Annotated in this window: 33 protein-coding genes; 24 read left to right on the forward strand and 9 right to left on the reverse strand. The window is 55.2% G+C overall.

All coding sequences use genetic code 11. The features are described from left to right. The 21 genes from rplE to rpsI are packed head-to-tail and all read left to right on the forward strand — an operon-like array spanning position 1 to position 10,832. Positions 1–546, forward strand: coding sequence for a 50S ribosomal protein L5 (gene rplE / locus ABFB09_RS00585; protein WP_346999116.1), 546 nt, complete (start codon positions 1–3; stop codon positions 544–546). Positions 547–554: 8 nt separating this feature from the next. Continuing rightward, positions 555–740: a type Z 30S ribosomal protein S14 gene (locus tag ABFB09_RS00590; RefSeq protein ID WP_346999119.1), complete on the forward strand. Its 186-nt coding sequence runs from the start codon at positions 555–557 to the stop codon at positions 738–740. A 42-nt stretch (positions 741–782) separates the two neighbouring features. Then, complete coding sequence (gene rpsH, locus ABFB09_RS00595) at positions 783–1,178, forward strand: 30S ribosomal protein S8 (protein ID WP_346999120.1); 396 nt, start codon at positions 783–785, stop codon at positions 1,176–1,178. Positions 1,179–1,197: 19 nt separating this feature from the next. Then, on the forward strand, positions 1,198–1,746 hold the full coding sequence (gene rplF / locus ABFB09_RS00600; RefSeq protein WP_346999121.1) for a 50S ribosomal protein L6: 549 nt from the start codon (positions 1,198–1,200) through the stop codon (positions 1,744–1,746). After that, positions 1,746–2,108 carry a 50S ribosomal protein L18 gene (gene rplR, locus ABFB09_RS00605; protein WP_346999122.1) on the forward strand — a complete coding sequence of 121 codons (363 nt, stop codon included), beginning with the start codon at positions 1,746–1,748 and terminating at the stop codon, positions 2,106–2,108. The genes rplF and rplR overlap by 1 nt, the downstream gene beginning before the upstream one ends. Before the next feature lie 23 nt (positions 2,109–2,131). Continuing rightward, positions 2,132–2,641: a 30S ribosomal protein S5 gene (gene rpsE, locus ABFB09_RS00610; protein WP_346999240.1), complete on the forward strand. Its 510-nt coding sequence runs from the start codon at positions 2,132–2,134 to the stop codon at positions 2,639–2,641. After that, a complete protein-coding gene (rpmD, locus tag ABFB09_RS00615; protein WP_346999123.1) occupies positions 2,634–2,816 on the forward strand; it encodes a 50S ribosomal protein L30 in 183 nt (60 codons plus the stop codon). Before rpsE ends, rpmD begins: the two co-directional genes overlap by 8 nt. Further along, positions 2,816–3,259 (forward strand): 50S ribosomal protein L15, encoded by a 444-nt coding sequence (gene rplO, locus ABFB09_RS00620; RefSeq protein WP_346999124.1) that lies wholly within the window; start codon positions 2,816–2,818, stop codon positions 3,257–3,259. Before rpmD ends, rplO begins: the two co-directional genes overlap by 1 nt. Continuing rightward, on the forward strand, positions 3,259–4,575 hold the full coding sequence (gene secY, locus ABFB09_RS00625) for a preprotein translocase subunit SecY (protein ID WP_346999125.1): 1,317 nt from the start codon (positions 3,259–3,261) through the stop codon (positions 4,573–4,575). Before rplO ends, secY begins: the two co-directional genes overlap by 1 nt. Before the next feature lie 9 nt (positions 4,576–4,584). Further along, on the forward strand, positions 4,585–5,229 hold the full coding sequence (locus ABFB09_RS00630) for an adenylate kinase (RefSeq protein WP_346999126.1): 645 nt from the start codon (positions 4,585–4,587) through the stop codon (positions 5,227–5,229). Then, positions 5,229–5,981, forward strand: a complete 753-nt coding sequence (map, locus tag ABFB09_RS00635) for a type I methionyl aminopeptidase (RefSeq protein WP_346999127.1) — start codon at positions 5,229–5,231, stop codon at positions 5,979–5,981. The genes ABFB09_RS00630 and map overlap by 1 nt, the downstream gene beginning before the upstream one ends. Before the next feature lie 15 nt (positions 5,982–5,996). Beyond that, positions 5,997–6,218 carry a translation initiation factor IF-1 gene (gene infA / locus ABFB09_RS00640; RefSeq protein WP_338738068.1) on the forward strand — a complete coding sequence of 74 codons (222 nt, stop codon included), beginning with the start codon at positions 5,997–5,999 and terminating at the stop codon, positions 6,216–6,218. An 18-nt stretch (positions 6,219–6,236) separates the two neighbouring features. After that, complete coding sequence (gene rpmJ, locus ABFB09_RS00645) at positions 6,237–6,350, forward strand: 50S ribosomal protein L36 (RefSeq protein WP_346999128.1); 114 nt, start codon at positions 6,237–6,239, stop codon at positions 6,348–6,350. A gap of 9 nt (positions 6,351–6,359) precedes the next feature. After that, positions 6,360–6,749, forward strand: a complete 390-nt coding sequence (rpsM, locus tag ABFB09_RS00650; RefSeq protein ID WP_346999129.1) for a 30S ribosomal protein S13 — start codon at positions 6,360–6,362, stop codon at positions 6,747–6,749. 28 nt (positions 6,750–6,777) lie between these two features. Beyond that, positions 6,778–7,170 carry a 30S ribosomal protein S11 gene (gene rpsK, locus ABFB09_RS00655; RefSeq protein WP_346999131.1) on the forward strand — a complete coding sequence of 131 codons (393 nt, stop codon included), beginning with the start codon at positions 6,778–6,780 and terminating at the stop codon, positions 7,168–7,170. A gap of 6 nt (positions 7,171–7,176) precedes the next feature. Then, a complete protein-coding gene (gene rpsD, locus ABFB09_RS00660) occupies positions 7,177–7,800 on the forward strand; it encodes a 30S ribosomal protein S4 (RefSeq protein ID WP_346999133.1) in 624 nt (207 codons plus the stop codon). Positions 7,801–7,825: 25 nt separating this feature from the next. Next, a complete protein-coding gene (locus ABFB09_RS00665; protein ID WP_346999135.1) occupies positions 7,826–8,848 on the forward strand; it encodes a DNA-directed RNA polymerase subunit alpha in 1,023 nt (340 codons plus the stop codon). A 10-nt stretch (positions 8,849–8,858) separates the two neighbouring features. Further along, positions 8,859–9,212: a 50S ribosomal protein L17 gene (gene rplQ, locus ABFB09_RS00670; protein WP_346999137.1), complete on the forward strand. Its 354-nt coding sequence runs from the start codon at positions 8,859–8,861 to the stop codon at positions 9,210–9,212. A 5-nt stretch (positions 9,213–9,217) separates the two neighbouring features. Further along, positions 9,218–10,003, forward strand: a complete 786-nt coding sequence (gene truA / locus ABFB09_RS00675) for a tRNA pseudouridine(38-40) synthase TruA (RefSeq protein WP_346999139.1) — start codon at positions 9,218–9,220, stop codon at positions 10,001–10,003. Next, the gene (gene rplM, locus ABFB09_RS00680; RefSeq protein ID WP_346999141.1) at positions 9,990–10,418 is read left to right on the forward strand and encodes a 50S ribosomal protein L13; all 429 of its coding nucleotides are present in this window, start codon (positions 9,990–9,992) and stop codon (positions 10,416–10,418) included. The genes truA and rplM overlap by 14 nt, the downstream gene beginning before the upstream one ends. 18 nt (positions 10,419–10,436) lie before the next feature. Continuing rightward, on the forward strand, positions 10,437–10,832 hold the full coding sequence (gene rpsI, locus ABFB09_RS00685; RefSeq protein WP_346999143.1) for a 30S ribosomal protein S9: 396 nt from the start codon (positions 10,437–10,439) through the stop codon (positions 10,830–10,832). 222 nt (positions 10,833–11,054) lie between these two features. Here the strand turns inward: rpsI and ABFB09_RS00690 are convergent, their stop codons facing one another. The 8 genes from ABFB09_RS00690 to mtnP all read right to left on the reverse strand — a co-directional run bounded on the left by ABFB09_RS00690 (position 11,055) and on the right by mtnP (position 20,101). Beyond that, positions 11,055–12,122 carry a bifunctional phosphoglucose/phosphomannose isomerase gene (locus ABFB09_RS00690; RefSeq protein ID WP_346999144.1) on the reverse strand — a complete coding sequence of 356 codons (1,068 nt, stop codon included), beginning with the start codon at positions 12,120–12,122 and terminating at the stop codon, positions 11,055–11,057. A 2-nt stretch (positions 12,123–12,124) separates the two neighbouring features. Continuing rightward, on the reverse strand, positions 12,125–13,615 hold the full coding sequence (locus tag ABFB09_RS00695; protein WP_346999146.1) for a phosphoglucomutase/phosphomannomutase family protein: 1,491 nt from the start codon (positions 13,613–13,615) through the stop codon (positions 12,125–12,127). 21 nt (positions 13,616–13,636) lie between these two features. Further along, positions 13,637–14,848: a methionine adenosyltransferase gene (gene metK, locus ABFB09_RS00700; protein WP_346999147.1), complete on the reverse strand. Its 1,212-nt coding sequence runs from the start codon at positions 14,846–14,848 to the stop codon at positions 13,637–13,639. A gap of 8 nt (positions 14,849–14,856) precedes the next feature. Next, complete coding sequence (locus ABFB09_RS00705) at positions 14,857–16,116, reverse strand: adenosylhomocysteinase (protein ID WP_346999149.1); 1,260 nt, start codon at positions 16,114–16,116, stop codon at positions 14,857–14,859. Between the two features lie 19 nt (positions 16,117–16,135). Further along, a complete protein-coding gene (locus ABFB09_RS00710; protein ID WP_346999150.1) occupies positions 16,136–17,710 on the reverse strand; it encodes an AAA family ATPase in 1,575 nt (524 codons plus the stop codon). 11 nt (positions 17,711–17,721) lie between these two features. Then, positions 17,722–18,072 (reverse strand): hypothetical protein, encoded by a 351-nt coding sequence (locus ABFB09_RS00715; protein WP_346999152.1) that lies wholly within the window; start codon positions 18,070–18,072, stop codon positions 17,722–17,724. 41 nt (positions 18,073–18,113) lie between these two features. Next, on the reverse strand, positions 18,114–19,139 hold the full coding sequence (locus tag ABFB09_RS00720) for a methionine synthase (RefSeq protein WP_346999153.1): 1,026 nt from the start codon (positions 19,137–19,139) through the stop codon (positions 18,114–18,116). Between the two features lie 92 nt (positions 19,140–19,231). After that, on the reverse strand, positions 19,232–20,101 hold the full coding sequence (gene mtnP, locus ABFB09_RS00725) for an S-methyl-5'-thioadenosine phosphorylase (RefSeq protein ID WP_346999154.1): 870 nt from the start codon (positions 20,099–20,101) through the stop codon (positions 19,232–19,234). Between the two features lie 285 nt (positions 20,102–20,386). Between mtnP and ABFB09_RS00730 the strand changes: the two genes are divergently transcribed. Both ABFB09_RS00730 and ABFB09_RS00735 read left to right on the forward strand, forming a co-directional pair. Next, positions 20,387–21,475 (forward strand): PilT/PilU family type 4a pilus ATPase, encoded by a 1,089-nt coding sequence (locus ABFB09_RS00730; RefSeq protein ID WP_346999156.1) that lies wholly within the window; start codon positions 20,387–20,389, stop codon positions 21,473–21,475. A gap of 120 nt (positions 21,476–21,595) precedes the next feature. Beyond that, positions 21,596–22,009 carry a hypothetical protein gene (locus ABFB09_RS00735; RefSeq protein WP_346999158.1) on the forward strand — a complete coding sequence of 138 codons (414 nt, stop codon included), beginning with the start codon at positions 21,596–21,598 and terminating at the stop codon, positions 22,007–22,009. A 22-nt stretch (positions 22,010–22,031) separates the two neighbouring features. Here ABFB09_RS00735 and ABFB09_RS00740 read toward each other — a convergent pair whose 3' ends face one another. Continuing rightward, positions 22,032–22,454, reverse strand: coding sequence for a YkgJ family cysteine cluster protein (locus tag ABFB09_RS00740; protein ID WP_346999160.1), 423 nt, complete (start codon positions 22,452–22,454; stop codon positions 22,032–22,034). A 141-nt stretch (positions 22,455–22,595) separates the two neighbouring features. On the opposite strand from ABFB09_RS00740, the gene ABFB09_RS00745 reads away from it, so the two are divergent. After that, positions 22,596–23,483, forward strand: coding sequence for a universal stress protein (locus tag ABFB09_RS00745; protein WP_346999161.1), 888 nt, complete (start codon positions 22,596–22,598; stop codon positions 23,481–23,483). Positions 23,484–23,518 lie beyond the last annotated feature (35 nt).

The raw sequence follows: 23,518 nt of genomic DNA on the forward strand, positions 1-23,518 counted from the left end.
ATGGCCGGACTTAAAGAAAAGTATCAGAAAGATGCGGTGCCGCGGCTTCAGGAAGCTTACGGCTATCGTAATATTATGGAAGTACCGCGCTTGACCAAAGTGGTTCTGAATGTCGGCGTCGGCAAAGAAGCTTCCTCCAACCCCAAGGTAGTGGAGATAGTCCAGGCCGATCTCGCTGCTATCGCAGGACAGCATCCGGTGGTAACCCGGTCCAAGCACAGCATCGCGAATTTTAAGCTGCGTGCTGGCATGCCGGTGGGTCTAAAGGTGACTCTCCGGGGCAAGAACATGTACAACTTCCTTGACAAGCTGATCAGTGTAGTATTACCGCGTCTGCGTGATTTTCAGGGAGTGCCGGTTGACGCATTCGACGGCCGGGGCAGCTATGCCCTGGGTCTTAAAGAACAGACGGTGTTTCCGGAGATTGATTTCAGTAAGATCGATAAATTGCGCGGGTTGGAAGTCTGCATCGTCACTTCAGCCAAAACAGACGCCGAGAGCCGCACTCTTTTAGAGGGCATTGGCATGCCGTTCGCGAAGGAATAGGGGAAAACATGGCTAAAACATCCAAGATCGCTAAATCTCGCCGGGAACCGAAATACCCGGCTCAGCAACACAACCGCTGCTTGAAATGCGGGCGGCCGCGCGGTTATATGCGCCAATTCGGTATTTGCCGCATATGTTTCCGGGAACTTGCTTTGCAAGGCAATATCCCTGGCGTACGGAAGTCGAGCTGGTAACATGAAAAATAAATTAACTTGTCCAATTTCAGGGGGTTCGCTATGATGACTGACCCGATCGCCGATATGTTGACCCGGATCCGTAACGCCGTTATGGCGGGACACGAGACCACAATGGTGCCGGCTTCACGTATCAAACAAAATATCGCCAAGCTTCTGAAGCAGGAGGGATTTATCTCCGGCTATGAGTTGACCGGCGATAAACCACAACGGCAGATCAAGGTCCATTTACGTTACGACGAAAAGGGCACACCCTTGGTGAATGGTCTGGAGAGAATATCCAAGCCGGGTCTGCGGGTGTATGTGCAACGGGGCGAGGTTCCCCGCGTTTACGGTGGGCTCGGGATCGCCGTCCTGTCCACCTCACGGGGAATTATGACCGGCTACCAGGCCTGGAGGCAGGGTGTCGGCGGCGAACTTCTTTTAAAAGTTTGGTAATAGAGTCGAGGGTTTTACAATGTCACGAATAGGAAGATTACCGGTGGCGCTGCCCAAGGGGGTAAAGGTGTCCATCGAGGCGAGCGAAGTGACGGTCACCGGTCCTAAAGGCGAGCTTAAACGCGCCTTCAGCCCGGAGATGGTCATCAAGCAGGAAGATGGCAAACTTTTAGTGGAACGGCCTTCCGACGCACAGTCCCACCGTGCCCTGCACGGACTGACCCGGTCCCTGTTGTTCAACATGGTCAAGGGCGTCAGCGACGGGTACGTCAAAGGGCTGGAAATCGTCGGTGTCGGTTTTCGCGCTGAGAAAGACGGCGAAAAACTGGTACTGAGGGTGGGTTACTCCCACCTCGTTAATGTGCCGCCGCTTAGCGGGGTCTCATTTACGTTGGAATCGCCGACCAAGCTTAAAGTGGTAGGCATCGACAAAGAAAAGGTCGGACAGATGGCGGCGGAGATCCGCGCTATCAGGAAACCCGATTCTTATAAAGGCAAAGGCATCCGTTATGCCGGCGAAGTCATCAAACTTAAACCGGGCAAAGCGGTTGGAAAGGCGGGTAAATAATGGCTAAAGTAACTTCACAATATGCCCGCAAGATGCGCCATGAGAGATTGCGCAAGAAAGTGGACGGCACGACCGAACGCCCCCGGTTATGCGTCTTTCGGTCGCTGGAGCATATTTACGCCCAGGTCATCGACGATACGCGCGGTGCTACCCTGGCGCAGGCTTCAACCCTGGACGCTGAGTTTAAAGAAAAAACCGCTGCGGCCAAGATGAACCAGGCGGAGCAGGTGGGGAAAGTTATCGCCCGGCGCGCTCAGGAAGCCGGTATCAAAGAAGTAGTATTCGATCGTGGCGGATACAAGTATCACGGCCGGGTCAAAGCCCTGGCCGACGGGGCCCGCGCGGCCGGATTGTCGTTCTAGGAGGCTATGTGGTTAAAGAAGTAATTTCGAAGATAGACCCCCAGGAGCTGTCGTTGAACGACAAGCTCATCTATATCAACCGGGTGACCAAAGTGGTTAAAGGCGGCAAGCGCATGGCGTTCTCCGCCCTGGTGGTCACGGGTGACGGTGCCGGGCATGTCGGCGTCGGCATGGGCAAGGCCAAAGAAGTACCGGTGGCCATCGCCAAGGCCAGCGCCACCGCCAAAAAGAACCTGATCAAAGTCGAAATGAATGGTACGACCATTTTTCATGAAATACGGGTCCGTTTTGGAGCAGCCGAGGTCTTTTTAAAACCGGCCTCTCCCGGTACCGGTATTATCGCCGGCGGCAGCGTCCGTGCTGTGATGGAAACTGCAGGCATTAAAGATATCCTGACCAAGTCATTGGGCAGCCCCAACAAGGTGAATGTCGCCCGGGCGGCGGTATCCGCCCTGTCACAGGTCAAAGATCCTAAAGAAATGATTGCCCGGCGTCGCGCCGGCGTTCGAAACGAGGAGGCCGCTGGTGGCTAAACTCGCTATTACACTGGTTAAAAGCTCCATCGGCTACAAAGCCGATCAGAAAGCTACCCTCGAATCATTGGGGCTGAAAAAGATTCGCCAGACGGTGGTCCAGGAAGACAACCAGGCCATCAGGGGCATGATCATCAAAGTGAGACACCTTGTCGAAGTGGCGGAGGCCAAATAATGAAAGAACATGAACTGTTTCCCTCACCCGGCGCCACTAAAAAGCGCAAACGGGTAGGACGGGGCGACGCCAGCGGCCATGGCGCTTATTCCGGAAAAGGTATGAAAGGCCAGAAAGCCCGAGCCGGAGGTAAAACCCGGCCAGGTTTCGAAGGCGGTCAGAACCCGCTGATCAAGAAATTGCCGCAGAAACGCGGTTTCGTTAATCCGTTCCGGGTTGAATATGCCGTGATCAATGTCAGTTCTCTCAACCGTTTTGAAGCTGGCACAGTGATCACGCCGGAACTCCTGATCGAGGCGCGACTTCTGAAAAATCTCGACACGCCGGTCAAGATTCTAGCTAATGGCGAAATTGAAAAAGCGCTGACGGTCAAAGCCAGTCGCTTTACCGAGGCCGCCAAGTCCAAGATCGAAGCCGCCGGCGGTAAGGTAGAGGAAATCTAATGGCCGAGAAATCGAGCCGCCCCAAGCTGTTACAAGCGATGGTGGATGCCTTCAGCTTGCCGGATCTGCGGCGGCGCATCCTCATCACTATCGGTATTTTGGTGGCTTTCCGTTTCATCGCTCACGTGCCGATGCCCGGTGTCGACTCGCAGGCACTTTCTGATTTGATGCAATCGAACGCCGTGCTGGGTATGCTCGATATATTTTCCGGCGGCGCATTACGCAATTTCAGCTTGGTAGCCCTGGGTGTTTATCCGTACATCACGGCCAGCATCGTTATGACTTTGATGACACCAGTCATCCCTGCGTTGCAGCGCTTGTCCCAGGAAGGTGAAACCGGGCGCAACAAGATTAATATGGTCACTCACTGGATGACAGTCCCGCTGGCCGCCATGGGCGGCTGGGGACAACTGGTTCTCCTGCAACGCGAAGGCGTAGTGGCGGCTTCGGAACCGTTGGTGACCGCGGCGATCATCGTCTCGCTTACCGCAGGAACGCTTTTCCTAGTATGGCTCGGAGAGCAGATCACCCAATACGGCATCGGTAACGGCGTTTCGATTATTATCTTCGCCGGCATCGTCGCCGGGTTACCCCAGCTTATCGGCCAGGGCTTTTTAGCCAGCGAACAGTTCTTCGGACTGGCGGCCTACCTGGTGATCGCTTTGGCGACAACTGTGTTGATCGTCATATTCACGGAAGCCCACCGGCGCATACCGGTGCAATATGCAAAAACGGTGATCAAGAGTGGGCGCATGTACCGTCAGAGCGGCGCGTCCCATATTCCGCTACGGGTGAACACCGCCGGCATGATCCCGCTGATCTTCGCCTCGGCGCTGGTCATCTTTCCCGGCACCGTAGCGAGCTATTTCGCTAACCCGGCCGGGGTCGATCCCAACTTCGCCAACACCCTGGTCAACTGGTTCAACCCTAACGCCGCCTTACCGGTCGGTCTGTTCTACTGGGTGTTGTTCTTCCTGTTGACCATCGCTTTCGCCTTTTTCTATACCATGGTCGTTTTTCAACAGCAGGACCTGCCAGGCACACTGCAGAAACAGGGCGGTTTCATCCCCGGCATACGTCCCGGTAAACAGACAGCCACTTACCTGAACGCCGTCATCAGCCACATCACCTGGGCAGGCGCGTTGTTCCTGGCCGCTGTGGCGATCATGCCCTTCCTGGCACGGGAGATAACTTCGGTTCAGACGTTGCAGCTTTCCAGCTTCGGTATGCTCATCGTGGTCGGCGTAGTGTTGGACACCATGAAGCAGTTGGAAGCCCAGTTGGTGATGCGGCGTTACGAAGGCTTTATCAAATAGGACCGAATCATGTATAATGTAGTTTTTCTGGGCGCTCCGGGTGCGGGAAAAGGAACCCAGGCAGCCGTGATCGCTGAAAAGATGAACATGGCTCACCTGGCTTCCGGTGACCTGTTTCGCAAGGCAATCGAGCGGGACGATGATCTGGGGCGTCAAGTAAAAACGTACCTTGAAAACGGGCAACTGGTGCCTGACGAAGTGACCGTTAATATGGTACTTAAGCGCATCGCTGAGCTTGACGATGTAACCGGGGTCATTTTAGATGGCTTTCCCCGGACGCTATCTCAGGCTGCGACACTGAACCTAGCCCTCGGCGGACATGGCGAAAAAGTAGACCGCGTGGTGTATATCGCCGTGCCGGAGGCAGAACTGGAACGCCGTTTGTCGGATCGATGGGTATGCCGCGGCTGTCAGGCGACCTATACCAGCGCCGATAAAGAAGCTATGGAAAGCTGTCGAAAATGCGGGGGTGAGTTATACCAGCGTCCTGACGATACGCCGGAGACGGTCAAGAGACGTCTGGCGGTTTATTTTCGGGAAACGGCGCCGCTCATTGATTATTACCGGCAGACCGGTACCCTGGTTGAAGTCGACGGGCAAGGCGAAGTTGACGGAGTTACCGCACGAATCGCCCGGGCGATCACAAACAGGTAATGGGGATTATTATTAAATCAGAACGGGAAATAGCTATCATGCGCCGGGCGGGTCGGATTGTCGGCACGGTGCTTGAGGAGTTGAAGCAAAAACTGAAACCGGGTATGAGGACTATAGAACTGGATAGAATGGCCGAAGCAATGGTACGGACCATGGGCGGGATTCCCTCGTTCAAAGGTTACCATGGCTTTCCTGGCAGTTTATGCGTTTCAGTCAACGAGGAGATCGTTCATGGCATCCCCGGTGACCGCGTGCTTAAAGAAGGAGATCTCGTATCACTCGACCTCGGGGTTATTCTGGATGGTTTTCAAGGCGATGCCGCGATAAGCGTCGGAGTCGGCAGGATTTCTGATGAGGCTGCGGCTCTGATCGCCGCCACTGAAGAGTCACTCTCTGTCGGCATCGCGACGGCCAGAGCTGGAAAACGACTGGGTGATGTCGGTGCCGCTATTCAGGGGTTTGCCGAAGCCCGCGGATACAGTGTGGTGCGGGAATATGCCGGTCACGGTATCGGTCGAGATATGCATGAAGACCCGTCAGTGCCCAACTACGGTCGGCCGGGTTCGGGTGCGCTTTTAAAAAAAGGGATGACCATTGCTCTTGAGCCGATGCTAAATCGGGGCACATGGCGTACCAAGGTCGGCGGGGACGCATGGACTGTATCCACCGGGGACGGGGCGCTGTCCGCTCACTGCGAACACACCATAGCAATTACTGACGGTGAAGCGGAGGTTCTAACGGTCGCCCGGTAGGGTGGATCGTGTATTATGCCTAAAAAAGACGCTATAGAGGTTGAGGGTACGGTGCTGGAAGCGCTGCCCAATACCACTTTCCGGGTGGAACTGGCCAACGGACATGAGGTGCTGGCGCACATCTCCGGGAAAATGCGGGTGCATTATATCCGGATTCTGCCAGGAGACAGGGTGCTGGTGGAACTGTCACCATATGATCTTACCCGGGGCCGGGTCACCTATCGTTTTAAGTCATAACAGTCAGAGGAGAAAATCGTGAAAGTCAGAGCTTCGGTTAAACCGAGATGTGAAAAATGCAAAATAGTCAAGCGTGAAGGCGTGGTCAGAAATATCTGCCCCAACGTCAAGCACAAACAGAGACAGGGTTAGGAGGCATAGATGGCACGCATTGCCGGTGTTGATATCCCCCAGAACAAGCAGGTTGTGTACTCCCTGCCGTATATCTTCGGCATCGGGCCGACCTTGGCCGCCAAGATTCTTGAGCGGCTAAACATCGATCCGACCGCCAAGGTCAGCGCGCTGACCGAGGAAGAGCTTAACAAACTACGCGAGGTTGTCGACAGAGAATACCGCGTCGAGGGTGATCTCAGGAAAGAGATCACTCTAAACGTCAAGCGATTGACCGACATTGGCTCTTTACGCGGCATTAGGCACCGCAGGGGTCTGCCGGTACACGGGCAGCGCACAAGGACCAATGCCCGCACCCGTCGCGGACCGAGGAAGACCGTTGCCGGTCGCGGCCAGAAACGCGGCGCGGCTAAGAAGTAATGTCAGTGATACCAAGTAGGAGGCTTTAATGGCAACCAAGAAACGCGTGGGCGTCAAGAAAAAAGAAAAGAAAAATATACCGGTAGGAAAAGCCTTTATTCAGGCGACGTTCAACAACACCATCATCACGTTGACCGATCTGCAGGGTAACGCGCTGGCCACGACCAGTTCCGGTAATGCCGGTTTTAAAGGGTCACGGAAAAGCACTCCCTATGCCGCGCAGATGGCTGCTCAGAATTGTGCTAAAAAGGCCATGGAAAGCGGTTTGCGGCAGATCGAGGTCTTCGTTAAAGGCCCCGGTTCGGGACGGGAGGCGGCTATCCGCTCCCTGCAGACCTCTGGTCTGGTGGTTACAGGTATCCGGGACGTGACGCCCATCCCCCATAACGGTTGTCGGCCTCCCAAGAGAAGGCGGGTATAGAGGAATATGGCAAGATATTATCTGGCAGTCTGTCGTCAATGCCGCCGCAGCGGCGAAAAACTGATGCTCAAGGGCAACAAGTGCCTGGCCAACTGCACTTTTGACAAGCGGCCCAAGCCCCCGGGCCCACAGCCTAACCGGCCGCGCCGCATGTCTGACCGTGGCACTCAGTTAAGGGAAAAACAGAAGATCCGTTACAGCTACGGCATCCTGGAGAGGCAATTCAGGCGCTTCTTCTCCGAAGCCGAGCGTTTGCCTGGCGTCACCGGTGACACCTTCATGCTGTTGTTGGAGCGCCGGTTGGACAACGTGGTTTACCGCCTGGGACTGGCGGATTCCCGTGCTCAGGCAAGGCAGTTGGTGAGACACGGTCATTTACTGGTCAACGGTAAGAAACTTGATATCCCGTCATACATCGTGAAAGAGTCCGACGGTATCACTTTCTGCGAAAAAAGTCTCAAGAACGAATACTATAAAAGGGTGCTTGAAGTCATAGGCACTAAGGCGGTTCCCGGCTGGCTGGTCATCGACAGGAAAACCCTTTCCTGCCAGGTGGCGTCCTTGCCCACCCCTGGTGATCTGGACCAGAAGCTGGATGCCCAGGCGGCGGTGGAATATTACTCACGTTAGCTTTATGGTCTTAAGGAGGTAGGCTGTGTTGGATATTGCTCAGCCCATAATCGAAACTAAAGAGGCTCGGGACGGATATGCCCACTTTACCGTTGAGCCGCTTGAAAAAGGATACGGCGGGACGCTGGGCAACGCCTTGCGGCGCGTGCTGTTAAGCTCGCTTAACGGCGCTGCGGTAACCCAGGTGCGCATCGAAGGTGTGCAGCATGAGTTTTCGCCGCTACCCAACGCAAAGGAAGATACGATGGACTTCCTGCTGAACCTGAAAAACTTGCGTTTGCAGCCCCTTTCTGGCCGACCCGGACGACTGATCCTGGATGTCAAAGGCAAACGTAAGGTGACCGCTGCGGACATCGAACCGTCAAGCGATTTTCTGGTAGCCAACCCGGATCTGTATCTTTTCACCCTGGATGATAAGGATGCGCACCTTTACGTAGAAATGGACGTGGAAATCGGGCGGGGTTTCCTGATGGCGGACTCAAAAGACAATCCGACTATCGGTACAATTCCCCAGGATGCCATTTTCAGCCCGGTGGAAAAGGTCAACTATACAATTGAACCGGTTCACATGGGTCAGGAGATGAGCTATGAGCGGCTCCACCTGCATATTTGGACCGACGGTACGATCAACCCCGCTGACGCCCTTTCGCAGTCAGCGTCGATTCTCGTGTCGCAGTTGCAGCCTTTTACTGCCATAGGTGGCGCTCCGCTGGTGATACATGAGCGGCGCATTGAAAAGCTGGCGATTCCCGAAGAAAAGTTCAATATGCCCATTGAACAATTGGATCTCTCGGTGCGCTCTTTGAATTGCCTGAGGCATGCGGGTTTGAGCACCGTAGGTGAACTATTGACCAAAGGGATCGATGAACTCATGGGACTCAGGAATTTTGGTTTGAAGAGTCTTAACGAGTTGGAAGAACGGCTCCAGGTATTCGGTATGTCAATCAATCAACCTGAAGGCGTCTGCCCTCCGGTTGAAACTGCTGAAGAAGAACAAGAAGAAGATAAAAAGCCCAAGCGCAAACGCGCTGAGGCGGCTGCGGAATAGGTGAGATAAAATGCGACACGGATTAAGAAGCAAAAGGTTTGACCGTGATTCAGGGGCGCGCCAAGCGCTTTTCCGCGGTCTGGTAACTGATCTGCTGGGCTATGAAAAAGTGACCACTACCGAGTCACGAGCCAAGGAGATCCGCCGGGTAGCCGAAAAAATGGTAACTCTCGGTAAAAAAGGCGACTTGAATGCTCGCCGGCGGGCACTGGCTTTTATCTACGATGAGAAGATAGTTTCCAAGTTGTTCGACGATCTGGCCAAGCGCTACGCCGAACGCGCCGGTGGTTACACCCGTGTGACCAAACTGGTTCCGCGGCTGGGAGACGCCGCCCCCATGGCCGTGGTGGAACTGCTTAAGTAGGGCAATTGACCGGTATCTCCAAATCCAAACTGGCTTTAATAATTGAATATGACGGTACGAGGTTCTGCGGCTCCCAGCGGCAAGGTAAAGGAGTCACGGTGCAAAGTGAACTGGAGCTGGCCTTACAAAAATTGACCGGTGCGGCGATCCGGGTGAATCTGTCCAGCCGCACTGACGCCGGGGTTTCGGCGCTGGGTCAGGTAGCCAGTTTCCGCAACGCTTCGACGGTGCCACTGGAAAAGGTTGTGAAGGGACTCAATCACTATCTACCTGAGGATATAGCGGTGCAGGCGGTCTGCCGCATCCCGGATGACCTCGATGTACGGCGCCACGCAGTGAGCCGGGAATATCGCTACCGTATCTGGAACAGCCCCATGCCTTCTCCCGTAATGGAAAGGCACGCCCATCTCGTCAGCGGGGCTCTGGATGAGGGGCTGATGGACACTGCAGCCAGGATGCTGATCGGCACTCATGACCTGGTTTCATTCGCCAGCCGCATGGCAAAGTTTGAAAAAACTACCGTGCGCAGTGTTCATGAAGCGGGAGTGAGCCGGGAGGGAAAAGAGATACTTTTTCGTATCGTGGCAGGATCCTTCCTGCCACACCAGGTGCGGAACACGGTGGGGGCTTTGATCCGGGTGGGGCGGGGTAAGATGACCTTGGAAGAATTCGGGGAACTTTTAGAGACGAAAATACCGGGAACAGCCGGCCCGGCGGTGCCGGGTCGGGGGCTATGCCTGGTCAGGATAAATTATCTGAGGGACTTGGGAGATTACAATGAAAACTTATAACGTAAAAGCGGGTGAGATCACTCGTGAATGGCACATCATTGACGCCGATGGCAAAGTGATGGGGCAGATCGCGGTGGAAGCGGCGCGACTTTTAATGGGCAAACACAAGCCCATTTTTAGCCGCCATCTCGATACAGGCGACGGTGTCATTATCGTCAATGCCGCTAAAATGACCTTTACCGGTAAAAAAGGCACTGACAAATTTTATTATCGCCATTCCGGCTATCCCGGCGGTTTCCGCAAGGCCAGCCTTAATGAGATGATGCAAAAGAAACCGACTTTCGCGCTGGATCGTGCGGTTCGCGGTATGCTGCCGCGTAATCGGCTCGGTACAGCCATGCATAAAAAACTGCGCGTTTACGCCGGCGCAGATCACCCGCACATGGGCCAGATTTCAGTAATAGCTGAAGCCTAATAACAAAGAGGACTGAAGATGGAAAAGAAAAATTACTTCCAAGGCACCGGTCGGCGCAAATCCGCTGTCGCTCAGGTGCGTCTTATGCCGGGTAATGGCGCCATCGTTGTTGATGGAAAACCCTTCGAAGAAAGATTCAACCGCCCCCAGTACCTGCGAACGGTGATGAAACCGCTCGAAGTTACCGAGACGGTCGGGAAATTCAGCATCATGATTAAGTGCAACGGCGGTGGTATTTCCGGTCAATCCGACGCAATTGCCATGGGCCTTTCACGAGCATTGATCGCCGTTGACGAAAAACATAAGGGTACCCTGCGTCAGAACGGTCTTTTAACTCGCGATCCCCGGACTAAGGAACGCAAAAAGGCCGGTTTAAAACGCGCCCGAAAAGCCCCTCAGTACACCAAGCGTTAATTCAAAACATCAGTTCCATGAATGCGAAAGCCCGCCCCGAAATCAACGGGGCGGGCTTTATGTTTATTGAAACACGAGGATAAATGCCGCTCTGGCGATAACGCAACGATTTCGTTTTGAAGTTGTCTCCAAAAGAATGGGCTATTCTAGATGCCGATTGGTGAGAAAAAGCCACCCTCTGGTAGGCGGCTTTTTCCTCAAATGGCGCAAGAGGGTGTCAAGTTAACCGCTGTCAGCCAGACGCTGCTTAAGGTACACGATGCTGTCCACCGGGGTCGGGTTGGTGTTGTTAAGGGCTGCCAAATAATAGCTTACATAATCGCCAAGTAATATCAGGCTCATCATCTGCGCCAGCGGGCTGATGCCGCGGCCGTCGGCAAAGGCTACCCGGGCGCCGACCCGGGCCAGCAGTTCTGCGGTTACCTTGTATCGGGTCAGGATACGTTCTGACAGGTGGTTGGAACGCAACATGATCACCGACATGCGCGGGACGAGTTCATCCGGGAATTCATAACCGGCTGTGGCGTTGTGGTTCAATTCCGGTAATGCCTGGGCGAAAGCCCATTGTTTAGAGTTCTCGTTGAGCTGGGTCTGCCAACGGTAGGCCACCTCAATGGCGATTCCAGCGCCGTAGATGATAGGGATGCGCCCGAATAGCTTGTGAGCGAACTCCTTGGCTGGATTGTGGGCCTGGGGCTTCTCAGGCTCTATCTTGCGCGCGAATTGTTCGGTCACCAGCGCTGCTTCGGCAACTTCAGCCGTCTTATCCGACGCCAACCCCAACCGGATCAGAAAATTGAGCAGCGGGAAAACGCCCCAGGCCACAGCAGCACGGGGTTGGGCGTCATAACTGAAAACGAATGCCGGTATATTGTTAGACCGCGCCATTTCCAGCAGTTTGCCGCCGGTAGTCAAAACAAGCTTTTTTGCCGGGGTATTCAGGGATTGTTCGAATGCCGAGAGGGTTTCCTCGGTATTACCGGAGTAGCTGGAAGCCACCACCAAGGTCCGCTCGTCCACCCAGGCAGGCAGGTTGTAATCCCGAAGCACTGTTATCTGGGCTTTGGACTCCTCGACGAGCAGTCGCCGCACCAGATCGCCGCCTATGGCTGAACCGCCCATGCCCAGAACAAGCACATTATCGATATCCCGGTAATCGGGTAGTTCAAAGTCGATGGCGGCCTGCCATGCATCCAGGATGACCTTGGGCAATTCGCGGATACGCTGACCCATGCCGTCGGGGTCCAGCTTTTGGTAAGTGGCGGCGTCATCAAGCATCGTTTCGTTCATAACTATACTCCGGCGATCTTTTTTCCGGCATCAAGCAACCGGTTAACTCTTTCCATAGAATCAGTTTCGGCGTAAATGCGCAGCAGCGGTTCGGTACCGGAGGCACGGACCAGCAGCCAGGAACCGTCACCTAAGGTGAACCGGAAACCGTCGAGCGTATCTTTCTTCACCCGGTCGCCGTCGATCGTATCCGGGGCGGCGGCCTTCAAGCGCTCCAGCACCTTTTGCCGTTCCGTCTCGTCGAAAGTGACGTCGATCCGGTGATAGTGATGGGGGCCGACCTTATCATAAAGCTCGGCCAGCAGTTCCGACGGTTTCTTGCCGGTGAGGGCGATGAAATCCAGAAAGTACAAGCCGGCCAATACCGCATCCCGTTCCAATACATGATTCCTGAAGCCGTAGCCGCCACTTTCTTCGCCGCCAATGATGGCATTTTCGCGTTGCATCAAGGGCGCGATGTACTTAAAGCCCACCGGCGTCTCGAACACTGGCACACCATAGAGCTTGCCCAGCTTATCGAGCATTCTGGAGGTGGTGATGGTTTTAACGATCGCCCCCTTTTCCCCGCGGGTATCCAGCAGGTACATGGCCAGGAGTGAAATTACCTGGAGCTGGGTCAGGAAGTTGCCATTTTCATCGGTGGCGCCCAACCGGTCGGCGTCGCCGTCGGTAGCCAGACCTATGTCCGCCCTTTCGGTAACTACCCTGGTTTCGAGTTCCCGGAGATTGGGCGCGATAGGTTCCGGCTGGTGCATTCCGGGGAAAGCGGGGTTGGGTTCGCCCTTGATCTCTATGAGCGGGTAATCATCTCCCAGCAGACGGCGGAAGAAGCCGGCACCGGCGCCGTGCATTGAATCGACAACGATTTTAGCTTTGCCGCGCCGCAGTTTGTTGAGATCAACCAGTTTGCCCAGTTGTTCAAGATATGGCGGTGTCAGGTCGGCATATTCGAAGAGACCCTTGTCCGCCGCCTGTTTCAGGTCCAGCCTGACCGGACGTTCGCCGCTTTGGTAGAGATCGCCGACATGTTTTTCAATGGCGGCTACAACGTCAGAGGAAGCGCTGGAGCCGGTGGGGGATTTGACCTTGAATCCGTTCCACTGCGCCGGATTGTGGGAGGCGGTAATGACCACGGCGCCGCCGGAGTTACGGTGCAGGGTGCTGAAACTCACGGTCGGTGTCGGTACGGCGCAGTTTGACAGGGTGACATGGATACCAGCGGCGGTGAGCACCGCGGCGGTCTCGCGGGCGAATTCATCGGACAGGAAGCGCGTATCGTAACCGACGACCACGCCTTTGCCGGCCAGCCCGCTCTCTTTGAGATAGCGGGCGTAGGCCGCGGCGCAGACGGCCACGTTGTCGAAAGTAAAATCGCGGGCGATGAGTCCCCGCCAGCCGTCGGTGCCGAACTTGATCGGGCTGGTATTACTCATGACGTTCCCCCTTGCCGTTGATTCGGCGATAATGAGCAGAAAAACCTCTGCTGCCTTCATACCGCCTCAGTTGGCGTTGCTCTAGCCTCCGGAACAGGCGGTGCAATCGGCCTTGATGGCGTCGACCTTATCCAGGCGTTCCCACGGCAGGTCGATGTCGGTGCGGCCGAAATGACCGTAAGCCGCTGTTTGACGGTAGATCGGTTGACGCAACTCAAGGTTCTCGATAATGGCCGCCGGCCTGAGGTCGAAGTGCTTTTGCACCAGCTCCATCAATCTTTCCTGGCTGACCTGTGCCGTCCCGAAGGTTTCCAGGGAAACGGACAACGGCTGGGCGCGACCGATGGCGTAAGCTATCTGCATCTCTATCTGGTCGGCCAAGCCTGCGGCGACCAGATTCTTGGCGACGTAGCGAGCCATGTAGGCAGCGGAACGGTCCACCTTGGTGGGATCCTTGCCGGAAAAGGCGCCGCCGCCGTGGCGGGCAATGCCGCCATAGGTGTCCACCAGAATCTTGCGCCCCGTAAAACCGGTATCCGAGGCGGGACCGCCGATGATGAAGCGGCCGGTAGTGTTGACATAAAAATTAGTGTCGGCATCCAGGAGTTCGGCAGGGATGATGGGTTTGATGACGTGGCGGATGACATCTTCCCGGATCATGTCCTGGGGAACATCATCGTGTTGTGCGCCGATGACTACCGTTTCAATCCGCGCCGGTTTGCCGTGACGGTATTCCACGGTGACCTGACTTTTACCGTCCGGCCGGAGATAGGGGAGAACGCCTTGTTTTCGTACCATGGCCAATTGCCGGGTTAACCGGTGAGACAGGGCGATGGGCAGCGGCATCTTTTCATCAGTCTCGTTGCAGGCATAGCCCACCATCATGCCTTGGTCGCCGGCGCCGACGGCGTCCAGCGGGTCGGTGGAGCCAGCTTTGGACTCGGCGGACTGACCGACGCCTAAAGCGATATCCGCCGACTGCTTGTTGATGGATACCATGACGCCGCAGGACTGGGAATCGAAACCGTATTCCGGTTTGGTATAGCCGATATCGTGCACTACTCGCCGGACCAGTTCCGGTATCTCCACATAGGTCTGGGTAGTAATTTCACCCAGAACGAAGACCAGGCCGTTGGTTACGGCGGTCTCGCAAGCCACCCTGGCAAAAGGATCCTTGGCAAGGATGGCGTCCAGCACTGCGTCGGAGACCTGATCGCACATCTTGTCCGGGTGGCCTTCGGTGACCGATTCCGAAGTAAAGAGGTATTTTTCTGAGTCTTTAAAACTAAGCATCTCGCCTCCTAAGTTCCTTCCTGCCAGCTAGAGAGATATTTTTGCTGCTCTTCGGTTAAAGTATCTATCGTGACCCCCAGGCTTCTAAGCTTGAGTGCGGCTACATTATTGTCGATGTCAGCGGGCACGGGGTAAACGCCGGCGTCAAGCTTGCCGCGATTCTTGACTAGATATTCCAGTCCCAGCGCCTGGTTGGCAAAACTCATGTCCATGACACTGGCCGGATGCCCCTCGGCGGCGGCCAGATTGATCAGACGGCCCTCACCCAGGAGATATATCTTGCGTCCGCCGCTCAGAACGAATTCCTCGACAAAGGGTTTAAGCGTGCGTTTGCTGGTCGAGGCGGCTTCAAGCGCTGGTATGTCTATCTCGACGTTGAAATGGCCGGAATTAGCCAGAATCGCGCCGCTTTTCATAACAGCGAAGTCCTCGGCATCGATAACGTGCTTGTCACCAGTGACAGTAATGAAGATGTCACCGACGCGGGCGGCGTCCAACATCGGCATGACCGAGAAACCGTCCATGACCGCTTCGAGCGCCCTTACGGGATCCACTTCGACGACGATGACATAGGCGCCCATGCCCCGGGCGCGCAAGGCCACGCCATGTCCGCACCAGCCATAACCGACCACTACCGCCCTCTTACCGGCCCACAGGACATTGGTGGCGCGAGTGATGCCGTCCAGGGTGCTTTGGCCGGTACCGTAACGGTTATCGAAGAGATACTTGGTCTTGGCGTCATTAACGGCGACGATGGGGTATTTTAGTTCACCGCCGGCGGCCATGGCACGCAGGCGGATTACACCTGTGGTGGTCTCTTCCGTGCCGCCGATGACCTCTTTCAGAAGTTCGGTGCGTTTGGTATGCATGATGGTCACCAGATCGGCGCCGTCATCGACAGTCAGTTGCGGCCTGGATTCCAGCGCGGACATGATGTGTTTGTAATAGGTGGTGTCATCCTCGCCCTTGATGGCGTGGGTCGGGATGCCGTAACTCACCAGCGCCGCCGCCGCGTCGTCCTGGGTCGATAGGGGATTGGAGCCGCAGACCACCAGGTCGGCGCCCCCGGCTTTCAAAGTGAGAGCCAGGTTGGCCGTTTCGGTGGTAACATGGAGACAGGCGGCGATACGGACGCCGCTGAACGGTTTTTCCCGCTCGAAGCGCTCGGCGATCAGCTTCAAGACGGGCATTTCCCGCGCCGCCCAGGCGATGCGTTCCTTGCCGGCTTCGGCGAGCGAGGGATCCTTGATGTCAGATTCTGGTGGCATATTGAACCTTTCTCGATTACTAGTTGGGGCCAAATTGCAGGCGGTCGATAATCTCCCGCAGGTTATCATCAACCGGTTTCAGCGTGTCAATTATAACATGATTCGGTCCGATTGGAACCTCGGTCACCGGCTCAAAGCCCGGTTTTTGACTGAGGTAAACTTCCCACCGGCCATCTGATACGGTGTGTTCGGACAGGCGTTTTTCGAGCCGGGTTTTCAATTCCTCTTCATCCAGGCGGCATTCGATAATCAGAGCTTCGGCATTGTGCCGCCGCGCCAGATCCAATGCTGACTCGCGACCAGACCGCTTTAAGAAGGTTGCGTCCAGGATAACCGACTCCCGCATCTGAAGCGCCGGCTCAGCCCAGGCCAGCATGGCCGAATAGGTTTTTTCGGTCATTTCTCTTGAATAAAGCCCTGCGGCGATGGCCTCATCGGCGCGCTCAGCGGGATTGATACCTGCCAGATTTTTGCGGGTAATATCGGATGATATGTAGAACATCCCCTGGTGACGCGCCAAACCCTCGGCCAGGCTGGATTTGCCGTAACCGGTGAACCCCACCATGATAATCATCCGGGGCCCCTTTCTGGTGTATGCCAATGCCAGGTCGAAGTACCCGCGGGCTTTTTGAAGCTCGACAGCTTTCTCGTAATCAGGCACGAAGGGGTCGTCCAGTTTGAAACAAGCCACCTTGGCGCGAACATGAGCTCGATAGGCCTGATAAAAACGGAGCAGCTCGCCAAGATCGCTGTCTCCGCTGCTCCGGACATACGCCGAGACGAAAACCTGGCGCAGGTCTGCCCGGCCATAACGGTCAAGATCCATAGCGAGGAATGCTGCTTCGGAAGCGGTATCTCCGTAACGGAAACGGTCGTTAAACTCGATACAATCGTAGATGCAGATATCGCCGGCGCCAAAGTTGATATGCGCGGAATACAGATCGCCGTGGCAATCGCGGATATGGCCTTCAGCAACACGGTGTTCAAAGATTGCGCCGTGGTCCTTCAGAAAGGCATCGAAATAAAGCCGGAGGTTATCGAAGAGCCGCTGGCTCAGGGCTCGACCGATATATGGGCGGCTCTGGTCGAAATTCTCATCGATATTGCCACTGATCGTTGCAAGCGCGCCGAAACGGCTGATATCGGCGTTCGTCTCGGCTGCGGCGTGAAAATCGGCCACTTTGGCGGCCACCGCCGACACCATCTCCGGGGTAAGTTCGCCGTTTTCTAATAAACGGTCCATCATACCGTGGGAAGGCAGGCGCTTCATTCTGACGGCGTAATCGATGATTTCACCGTCACCACCGAGAAAGATCCCGCTGTTGCGCCTGACTACGGGCATGACTTCGATGTAGGTATCGGGGCAAAGGCGGCGGTTGAGAATCAATTCTTTATCGGAAAAATACTTGCGCTTCTCCAATGTTGAATAGTCGACGTACCCCAAATTGACCGGTTTCCTGATCTTGTAGGCATAATTGCCGGTCAATAGCACGAAAGACATCTGCGTCTGGATGAGATTAACTTCATCCAGACGCTCGTCCGGGTACCGGGCCGGGTCCATGAGGGCAGTGATAACTTCGGGAAGTTGGCTCATGTGGTGGAGGACTATTCCGCCTCGGCTTTTTTGGTGGTCTTCCTGGCGGTTTTCGGTTTTTCCTCGACCGGAGCGGCGGCCTCGGCGGGCACCTTGGGTTTTACGGTTTTGGCGGCCTTGGGTTTCTCCGCAACCGCGGTTTCGGTTTCGGCCGCCAGCGCTTTAGGTTTGGGCGCTGCTTTGGGTTTGGTCTCTTTCACAGGTGCCGCGGCGATGGTTTCATCGAATTCATACCTGGTGCGTGCCGGCTTTGCCACTGCATGCCCACCGGTCTCCAGCATCCGCGCCGCACGCGCCCGATTCTTGAGTGTTGTCTTTCTTTTCAGACTCTTCGCCTGGGCGACACGTCTTTTCTTGTTCATGTTTGGATGTCCTCCCTCGCGTTTTATTCCAAATATAAGGGTTACAGGTAGCGGCTTCTCATCCGGGTGGTGAGTTCCACCATCAGTTGCAGAGTTTTTTCCGCGCCATCCTCGCTCATATAGGCCATACCGCAACTTGGGGTTATCAGCCCCTGCCGCAATAATTGACGGAAATTAATTCCATGGCGGGTGAAGGGAGCCATGGTTTCTTCCAGGCGGTCCTGCAGGCTGGCGACTGTCTCCGATTCCGCCAGTTTATCGGTGTTGGGCGCGATGCCCCAGGCTACGGCACCGCCGCGGGCCAGAAATTGATTGATCTCTTTGGGATAAAGGGAAAGAGAACCACCGTAATTGTAAGCATCGAAACTGATGATATCGACGATGGTATCGGTCAACAATGTCCAATCGGTATTGCCGCAACAGTGGACACCTTTGAGCCCTTTCACTTCCTGCAACACTTCCGTCAACATCTGTTGTATACGTTCCTTGGACAGCGGCAGGTAAGCGGAACCGTAAGCGGTAAGTGCCGGTTCGTCCAGAAAGATGACCGTCCGGGGAGAAATGTTCCGGAGTTGTTTCTCCTGCCACGCGATCTTGAGACACAGGAGCTTAGCCGCGGCTTCAGCCAGAACATCATCATAGATCAGCAATCCGCCGGACTCATCCTTGACCGATAGTCCCCAGCTGACCGGTCCCTCCACCTGGCCCTTGACGCCGCGGGGGGAGGGGGGGTGGATCTCGAGGAAGGTCTGGAAGCCGGCGGCGGCCTCCGGGCTGATGCCGTATTTTTCAGTATCGCTGATGATATAAGCGCCGTAAATGGCTTCCAGTTCATGCTCCCAACCAGCTTGCCGGTCCACCGATACATCTTCATCGGTGATCTTGATACCGGGGAAACCCTCGGCGTATTGGGCGGTCATAAACTCACGGGGGGAGCGTTGGGGGAGTTGCGGCCAGGCTGGAAGTTCGGTCAGATAACGGGAGATAAGCCGGCAGGCGGCCGCCGGATCCCGGTGAGGCATGCTGCCGATTATAGTAGGTGTAAGGTTGAACTCGGTGTCTGCCATTTGGTCTCCGTTCATAGACGTTGCCCCTATTAAATCACAAAAACAGTGATCGGGGAAACATGGTCGTCAATAATAACCAGTTGTGACTGGTATCAACCGATATATTTGCCGATAAGGAGCTTCATGTGTTCCTTCCGGTCCGGGGCGATTGTTTTCGGGTCGGTGACGATTGCGTTTTGGAGGGCGGTCGGGCAGGGACAATCCCGTAACTCAGGCAGCTTTTCTATCGCTAACCTGATGATGCGCTTGGAAAGTTCCATGTTGGTTTTGAGGGTGGCTATGACCATGTTTACCGTTACAGCTGCGTCTTCTTCATGCCATGCATCGTAGTCAGTGGAACAGGCGATAATGGCATAGCAAATCTCGGCCTCACGAGCCAGCTTTGCTTCCGGTAACGCCGTCATGCCGATGACATCGGCGCCCCAGCTTTTATGCAGTTTCGATTCGGCACGGGTAGAGAAAGCGGGGCCTTCCATGACCACGTAAGTGCCGCCGTTATGCACTGTAGCCCCGGCTTCCATAGCGCAATTATAAAGCAGACGTCTCATATCCGGGCAGAACGGCTCAGCGAAACCGATATGCGCTACGACACCATCGCCAAAGAAGGTGTTTTCCCGCCGGCTCGTGCGGTCGATAAGCTGATCGGGAATCAAAAGGTGGCCCGGCGCGACCTCCCGTTTAAAGCTGCCGACAGAGTTGATGGCGATGATGTGTTCCACGCCGAGGCTTTTCAGCGCCCAGATATTGGCCCGTACAGGAATCTCAGTTGGCATGAGGCGGTGACCTTTGCCGTGCCTGGGCAGAAAGGCAACGCGAATGCCGTTAAGGGTGCCGATGACAATGGTATCGCTGGGTGGGCCATAAGGCGTATCGACGTTGACCTCTTCAATGCCGGTGAGGCCTTCGATGTCATAGAGACCGGTGCCGCCGATGATTGCGATCTTTACCCTGTTGTCTGCCATTCTATTTATGATCCTTCCAATTCCATATCGATACGCATTATGCGAAAATCGGCATCTACTATTGGGTTCGATTTGGATTATTCTCTCTATTACCGCGCTGTATTTGATACCCTCAATCGCAATATTACATATATATATGAGAAGGTTACACCCGAGGAGCATTTTAAGTGGGGGCTATGTTGATGTCAAGGATAGGGAACCGGGACATGAGTTTAAAAAGGTAACCGAAAAATATTTTTTCAAAACCCCTTGCAATTGAATGCCTGGCGGGTTTACACTTGAAATATGGACGTGCTGGAACTTCTCCGCGCTGCCAATGACCTGAAGGCCTCTGACCTGCAGCTGGTTATCGACAGCCCGCCGCTGCTCCGTATCGATGGTGAGTTGCAGAGTATGGATGACTACCAGGTACTGACGCCCCATGATATCGACATAGCCCTGACTCAACTCACCACTGAAGAACAACGTCAGAAATTTCTGCAAAACAAAGAGCTGGATTTTGCTTATTCGCTGGAAGGCTGCGGCCGGCTGCGTTGCAACGTCGCCCGGCAGTTGAACGGTATGAGTCTGGCAATCCGGTTATTGCCGCCCCGGATTCCCACCATAGACGAGTTGGAATTACCTCAGATATTCAAAGACCTGGTGCAGCAGCCCCGGGGTCTACTACTCGTGACCGGTCCGACCGGCAGCGGAAAAAGCACTACCTTAGCAGCGATGGTACAACATCTGAATCAGACGGGCGGGCATCACATCATCACCATCGAAGACCCGGTAGAATATATACACCATCGGATTAAATGCGCCATTACCCAGCGCCAACTCGGGGATGACACGGCGTCTTATACCGCGGCTTTACGGCATGTGTTACGACAGAATCCGGATGTGATCATGCTGGGGGAGATACGAGATACCGATACCGCGGCGGCGGTGCTGTCGGTGGCGGAAACCGGGCACCTGGTATTATCCACATCCCATGCGCCTTCCGCGCCCCAGGCGATCGAGCGGATAATCGACCTGTTTGCTCCTCATGAACGCCACCTCGCTGAAACGCGGTTGGCTTCTCTGCTGGTGGCTGTCGTCTGCCAGACACTGGTGCCCCGTGGTGATGGAGCAGGTCGAGTCGCGGCGGTGGAGGTACTGCTGGCGAATCCGGCTGTCAAGAACATGATCCGTGAAGGCAAGGTACATCACCTCCACAACATCATAACTACGCACCGGGAAATGGGCATGATTACACTTGATGAGTCGCTGGCTGATCTATATAAGGGCGGCAAAATCAGTTTAAAAACGCTGTTTGCCTACTGCAATGATTCCAATGAAGTGAAAAAGTACCTCAGTTCCCAGACGAACCAGATCAACGACGGTTTCAGGTAGCTTAAAAATACTCGGAAAATTCTGGTCTCTAACCTCAGCCCACGGTCAGTTTGGCGTATTTTCCTCTTTTAAGGCATAATTCGTTCTGTATATTTAATTTAGGTGCAGCAGGAGAATCGATTGGGTAATAAATCACAAGCGGCAGGCATACTGATTATTATATCGGGGGCTATTGGACTGCTCTCATCCCTTTTTACACCGGCGATGATACCGATGATGAAGGAAATCATGTCCGATCCCGGCGTATGGGAAGGGACGATGACCGCCGCTCAAATCGACTCTTTCGTTGAATTCATGGGCACGTTCATGATCGTCATGGCGCTAATCGGTATAGCGCTCAGCATTCTGGCTATTCTCGGCGGCGTATACGCCATGCGTCGCAGGGCATGGGGACTGGCGCTGGCGGGATCGATTGCCAGCATATTGCTGTTTTTTCCCACTGGCATACCGGCGGTGGTTTTCACCGCGTTGTCCAGGTCGGAGTTTGAAAATGATGCCACGAATGCGGTGATAAAGACTGGCGGATCGGCCTGACGTCCACGTCGAAGCTACGGCGTTAAGAACGGGTAAGCGCGTCGATCAAGGCATCGAATTCTTCGATGTCGGAAGGGGCACCCTCGATACAACCGGTGGCTCCGACGCATAAATGCCAGGATGCCAGTCCTTCCCGGCAATCCTGTTTGGACAGGTCCGCCTGCCATTCGATGCACGAAGCCGGTTTGAAGGCTTGGATGCGGCAGAAAAAGACTCGTTCGTCGGGCTGGCGCTCCAGGAAAAGGCAGTGGCCGCCAGCATGCCGGACCAAAACCGTCCTGACCCCGGGCCAGGCAGGGTCAAGATATTCTCTTTGGAACTCTTCCCAACCGATGCCTAGAGTCGCTGCGATACGGTGGGCTTCTTCGAGCGGCATCTGGACCTGGTATTTGGAGCAGCAAACGCCGCAGCAGAAACAGGTTAAAGCCGGATTATCTCGTTCCATGTGACTCCGTTCGCTGTCGTTCGATTCGCTGTCCCAATTATAAGTGTTTCAAGTGTCCGAACCAAGACAGGGATGATATACTAAGACGCTGGCTGGTACCGGCGCGGAGCCCATCGCCCTGAAACGAGTGAGAGGTTGGCTATGACGCATATCAAACAAGTGGTAATCCCCTTGGACGGTTCCGACGGCGCCGAGATCACGCTGCCTTATGGCCTGACCATGGTGAAGCTGTTCGGAGCCGGATTGAACCTTCTCTCAGTCGATGAAAGCGGTGCGGCCGATACCGCCAACCTCTACCAGAGCTATCTGACGCACCTGGATATCAGGCTCAAAGAAAAATACCCGGATCTTGCCGGGACATGGCAGACATACCTGCAAAACGGTAAAGCGCCTGATGAGATAATCCGCTTCACCCTGGAAAAAGAAGCCGACATGGTCATCCTTGCCGCGCACGGCGCCTCGGGGCTCGGCGCTTCCCAGGTGGGTAAAACGGCCAACAAGATTTTGTCGGGCACTGAAAAACCGGTGCTGCTGGTTAAATCGCCGCCACCGGAGCGGGAGCATCTCATCCATCGCATCCTGGTGCCGCTGGACGGATCAGGCATCGGTCAGGCAGCCCTGGACCTGGTGGCTTACCTGGCGCCTGTTTTTGGCGCGGAGGTTGTCCTGATACAGGTGGTGGAGCCGGTGCGCTATATGCCGAGCATAGACGGTCTCGGCGCATACACCATGCCGATCGACGATGCCGAGATCGAGGCCGAAGCCACCGGCTTTTTAAGCCGCCGTGCCGCGAAGCTGCGAGAGAAGGGCATAACCACCACGACGGTGGTCAAGACCGGCGCCGCGGTCGATCTGATCCTGAATTACGCCAATGAGAACGGCATCGACCTTATTGCCATGTCCACCCACGGCTTGTCCGGGCTGACACGCTGGGTGTTCGGCAGTGTGACCGAGAAGATCATGCAGTATTGCACCATGCCGGTGCTGGTGGTAAGGCCACATCCTCCGGAGGGAGAGCCGAAAGCCTAACACCAAAATTCTAATATCTAAACTCTAAACAAATT

This window comes from Dehalogenimonas sp. THU2 (genome assembly GCF_039749495.1).
GTDB lineage: Bacteria > Chloroflexota > Dehalococcoidia > Dehalococcoidales > Dehalococcoidaceae > Dehalogenimonas.

Excerpts from the sequence above, each read along its gene's own strand:
- rplQ (WP_346999137.1), top strand. The coding sequence starts at position 8,859 with ATGCGACACGGATTAAGAAGCAAAAGGTTTGACCGTGATTCAGGGGCG.
- ABFB09_RS00740 (WP_346999160.1), bottom strand. The coding sequence starts at position 22,454 with ATGGAACGAGATAATCCGGCTTTAACCTGTTTCTGCTGCGGCGTTTGC.
- rplE (WP_346999116.1), top strand. The coding sequence starts at position 1 with ATGGCCGGACTTAAAGAAAAGTATCAGAAAGATGCGGTGCCGCGGCTT.
- rplM (WP_346999141.1), top strand. The coding sequence starts at position 9,990 with ATGAAAACTTATAACGTAAAAGCGGGTGAGATCACTCGTGAATGGCAC.
- rplO (WP_346999124.1), top strand. The coding sequence starts at position 2,816 with ATGAAAGAACATGAACTGTTTCCCTCACCCGGCGCCACTAAAAAGCGC.
- ABFB09_RS00630 (WP_346999126.1), top strand. The coding sequence starts at position 4,585 with ATGTATAATGTAGTTTTTCTGGGCGCTCCGGGTGCGGGAAAAGGAACC.
- mtnP (WP_346999154.1), bottom strand. The coding sequence starts at position 20,101 with ATGGCAGACAACAGGGTAAAGATCGCAATCATCGGCGGCACCGGTCTC.
- infA (WP_338738068.1), top strand. The coding sequence starts at position 5,997 with ATGCCTAAAAAAGACGCTATAGAGGTTGAGGGTACGGTGCTGGAAGCG.
- rplF (WP_346999121.1), top strand. The coding sequence starts at position 1,198 with ATGTCACGAATAGGAAGATTACCGGTGGCGCTGCCCAAGGGGGTAAAG.
- ABFB09_RS00745 (WP_346999161.1), top strand. The coding sequence starts at position 22,596 with ATGACGCATATCAAACAAGTGGTAATCCCCTTGGACGGTTCCGACGGC.
- ABFB09_RS00590 (WP_346999119.1), top strand. The coding sequence starts at position 555 with ATGGCTAAAACATCCAAGATCGCTAAATCTCGCCGGGAACCGAAATAC.
- rpsD (WP_346999133.1), top strand. The coding sequence starts at position 7,177 with ATGGCAAGATATTATCTGGCAGTCTGTCGTCAATGCCGCCGCAGCGGC.
- ABFB09_RS00695 (WP_346999146.1), bottom strand. The coding sequence starts at position 13,615 with ATGAAGGCAGCAGAGGTTTTTCTGCTCATTATCGCCGAATCAACGGCA.
- rplR (WP_346999122.1), top strand. The coding sequence starts at position 1,746 with ATGGCTAAAGTAACTTCACAATATGCCCGCAAGATGCGCCATGAGAGA.
- rpsK (WP_346999131.1), top strand. The coding sequence starts at position 6,778 with ATGGCAACCAAGAAACGCGTGGGCGTCAAGAAAAAAGAAAAGAAAAAT.
- ABFB09_RS00720 (WP_346999153.1), bottom strand. The coding sequence starts at position 19,139 with ATGGCAGACACCGAGTTCAACCTTACACCTACTATAATCGGCAGCATG.
- ABFB09_RS00705 (WP_346999149.1), bottom strand. The coding sequence starts at position 16,116 with ATGCCACCAGAATCTGACATCAAGGATCCCTCGCTCGCCGAAGCCGGC.
- metK (WP_346999147.1), bottom strand. The coding sequence starts at position 14,848 with ATGCTTAGTTTTAAAGACTCAGAAAAATACCTCTTTACTTCGGAATCG.
- rpsH (WP_346999120.1), top strand. The coding sequence starts at position 783 with ATGATGACTGACCCGATCGCCGATATGTTGACCCGGATCCGTAACGCC.
- ABFB09_RS00730 (WP_346999156.1), top strand. The coding sequence starts at position 20,387 with ATGGACGTGCTGGAACTTCTCCGCGCTGCCAATGACCTGAAGGCCTCT.
- ABFB09_RS00715 (WP_346999152.1), bottom strand. The coding sequence starts at position 18,072 with ATGAACAAGAAAAGACGTGTCGCCCAGGCGAAGAGTCTGAAAAGAAAG.
- rpsI (WP_346999143.1), top strand. The coding sequence starts at position 10,437 with ATGGAAAAGAAAAATTACTTCCAAGGCACCGGTCGGCGCAAATCCGCT.
- ABFB09_RS00710 (WP_346999150.1), bottom strand. The coding sequence starts at position 17,710 with ATGAGCCAACTTCCCGAAGTTATCACTGCCCTCATGGACCCGGCCCGG.
- map (WP_346999127.1), top strand. The coding sequence starts at position 5,229 with ATGGGGATTATTATTAAATCAGAACGGGAAATAGCTATCATGCGCCGG.
- rpsM (WP_346999129.1), top strand. The coding sequence starts at position 6,360 with ATGGCACGCATTGCCGGTGTTGATATCCCCCAGAACAAGCAGGTTGTG.
- secY (WP_346999125.1), top strand. The coding sequence starts at position 3,259 with ATGGCCGAGAAATCGAGCCGCCCCAAGCTGTTACAAGCGATGGTGGAT.
- ABFB09_RS00690 (WP_346999144.1), bottom strand. The coding sequence starts at position 12,122 with ATGAACGAAACGATGCTTGATGACGCCGCCACTTACCAAAAGCTGGAC.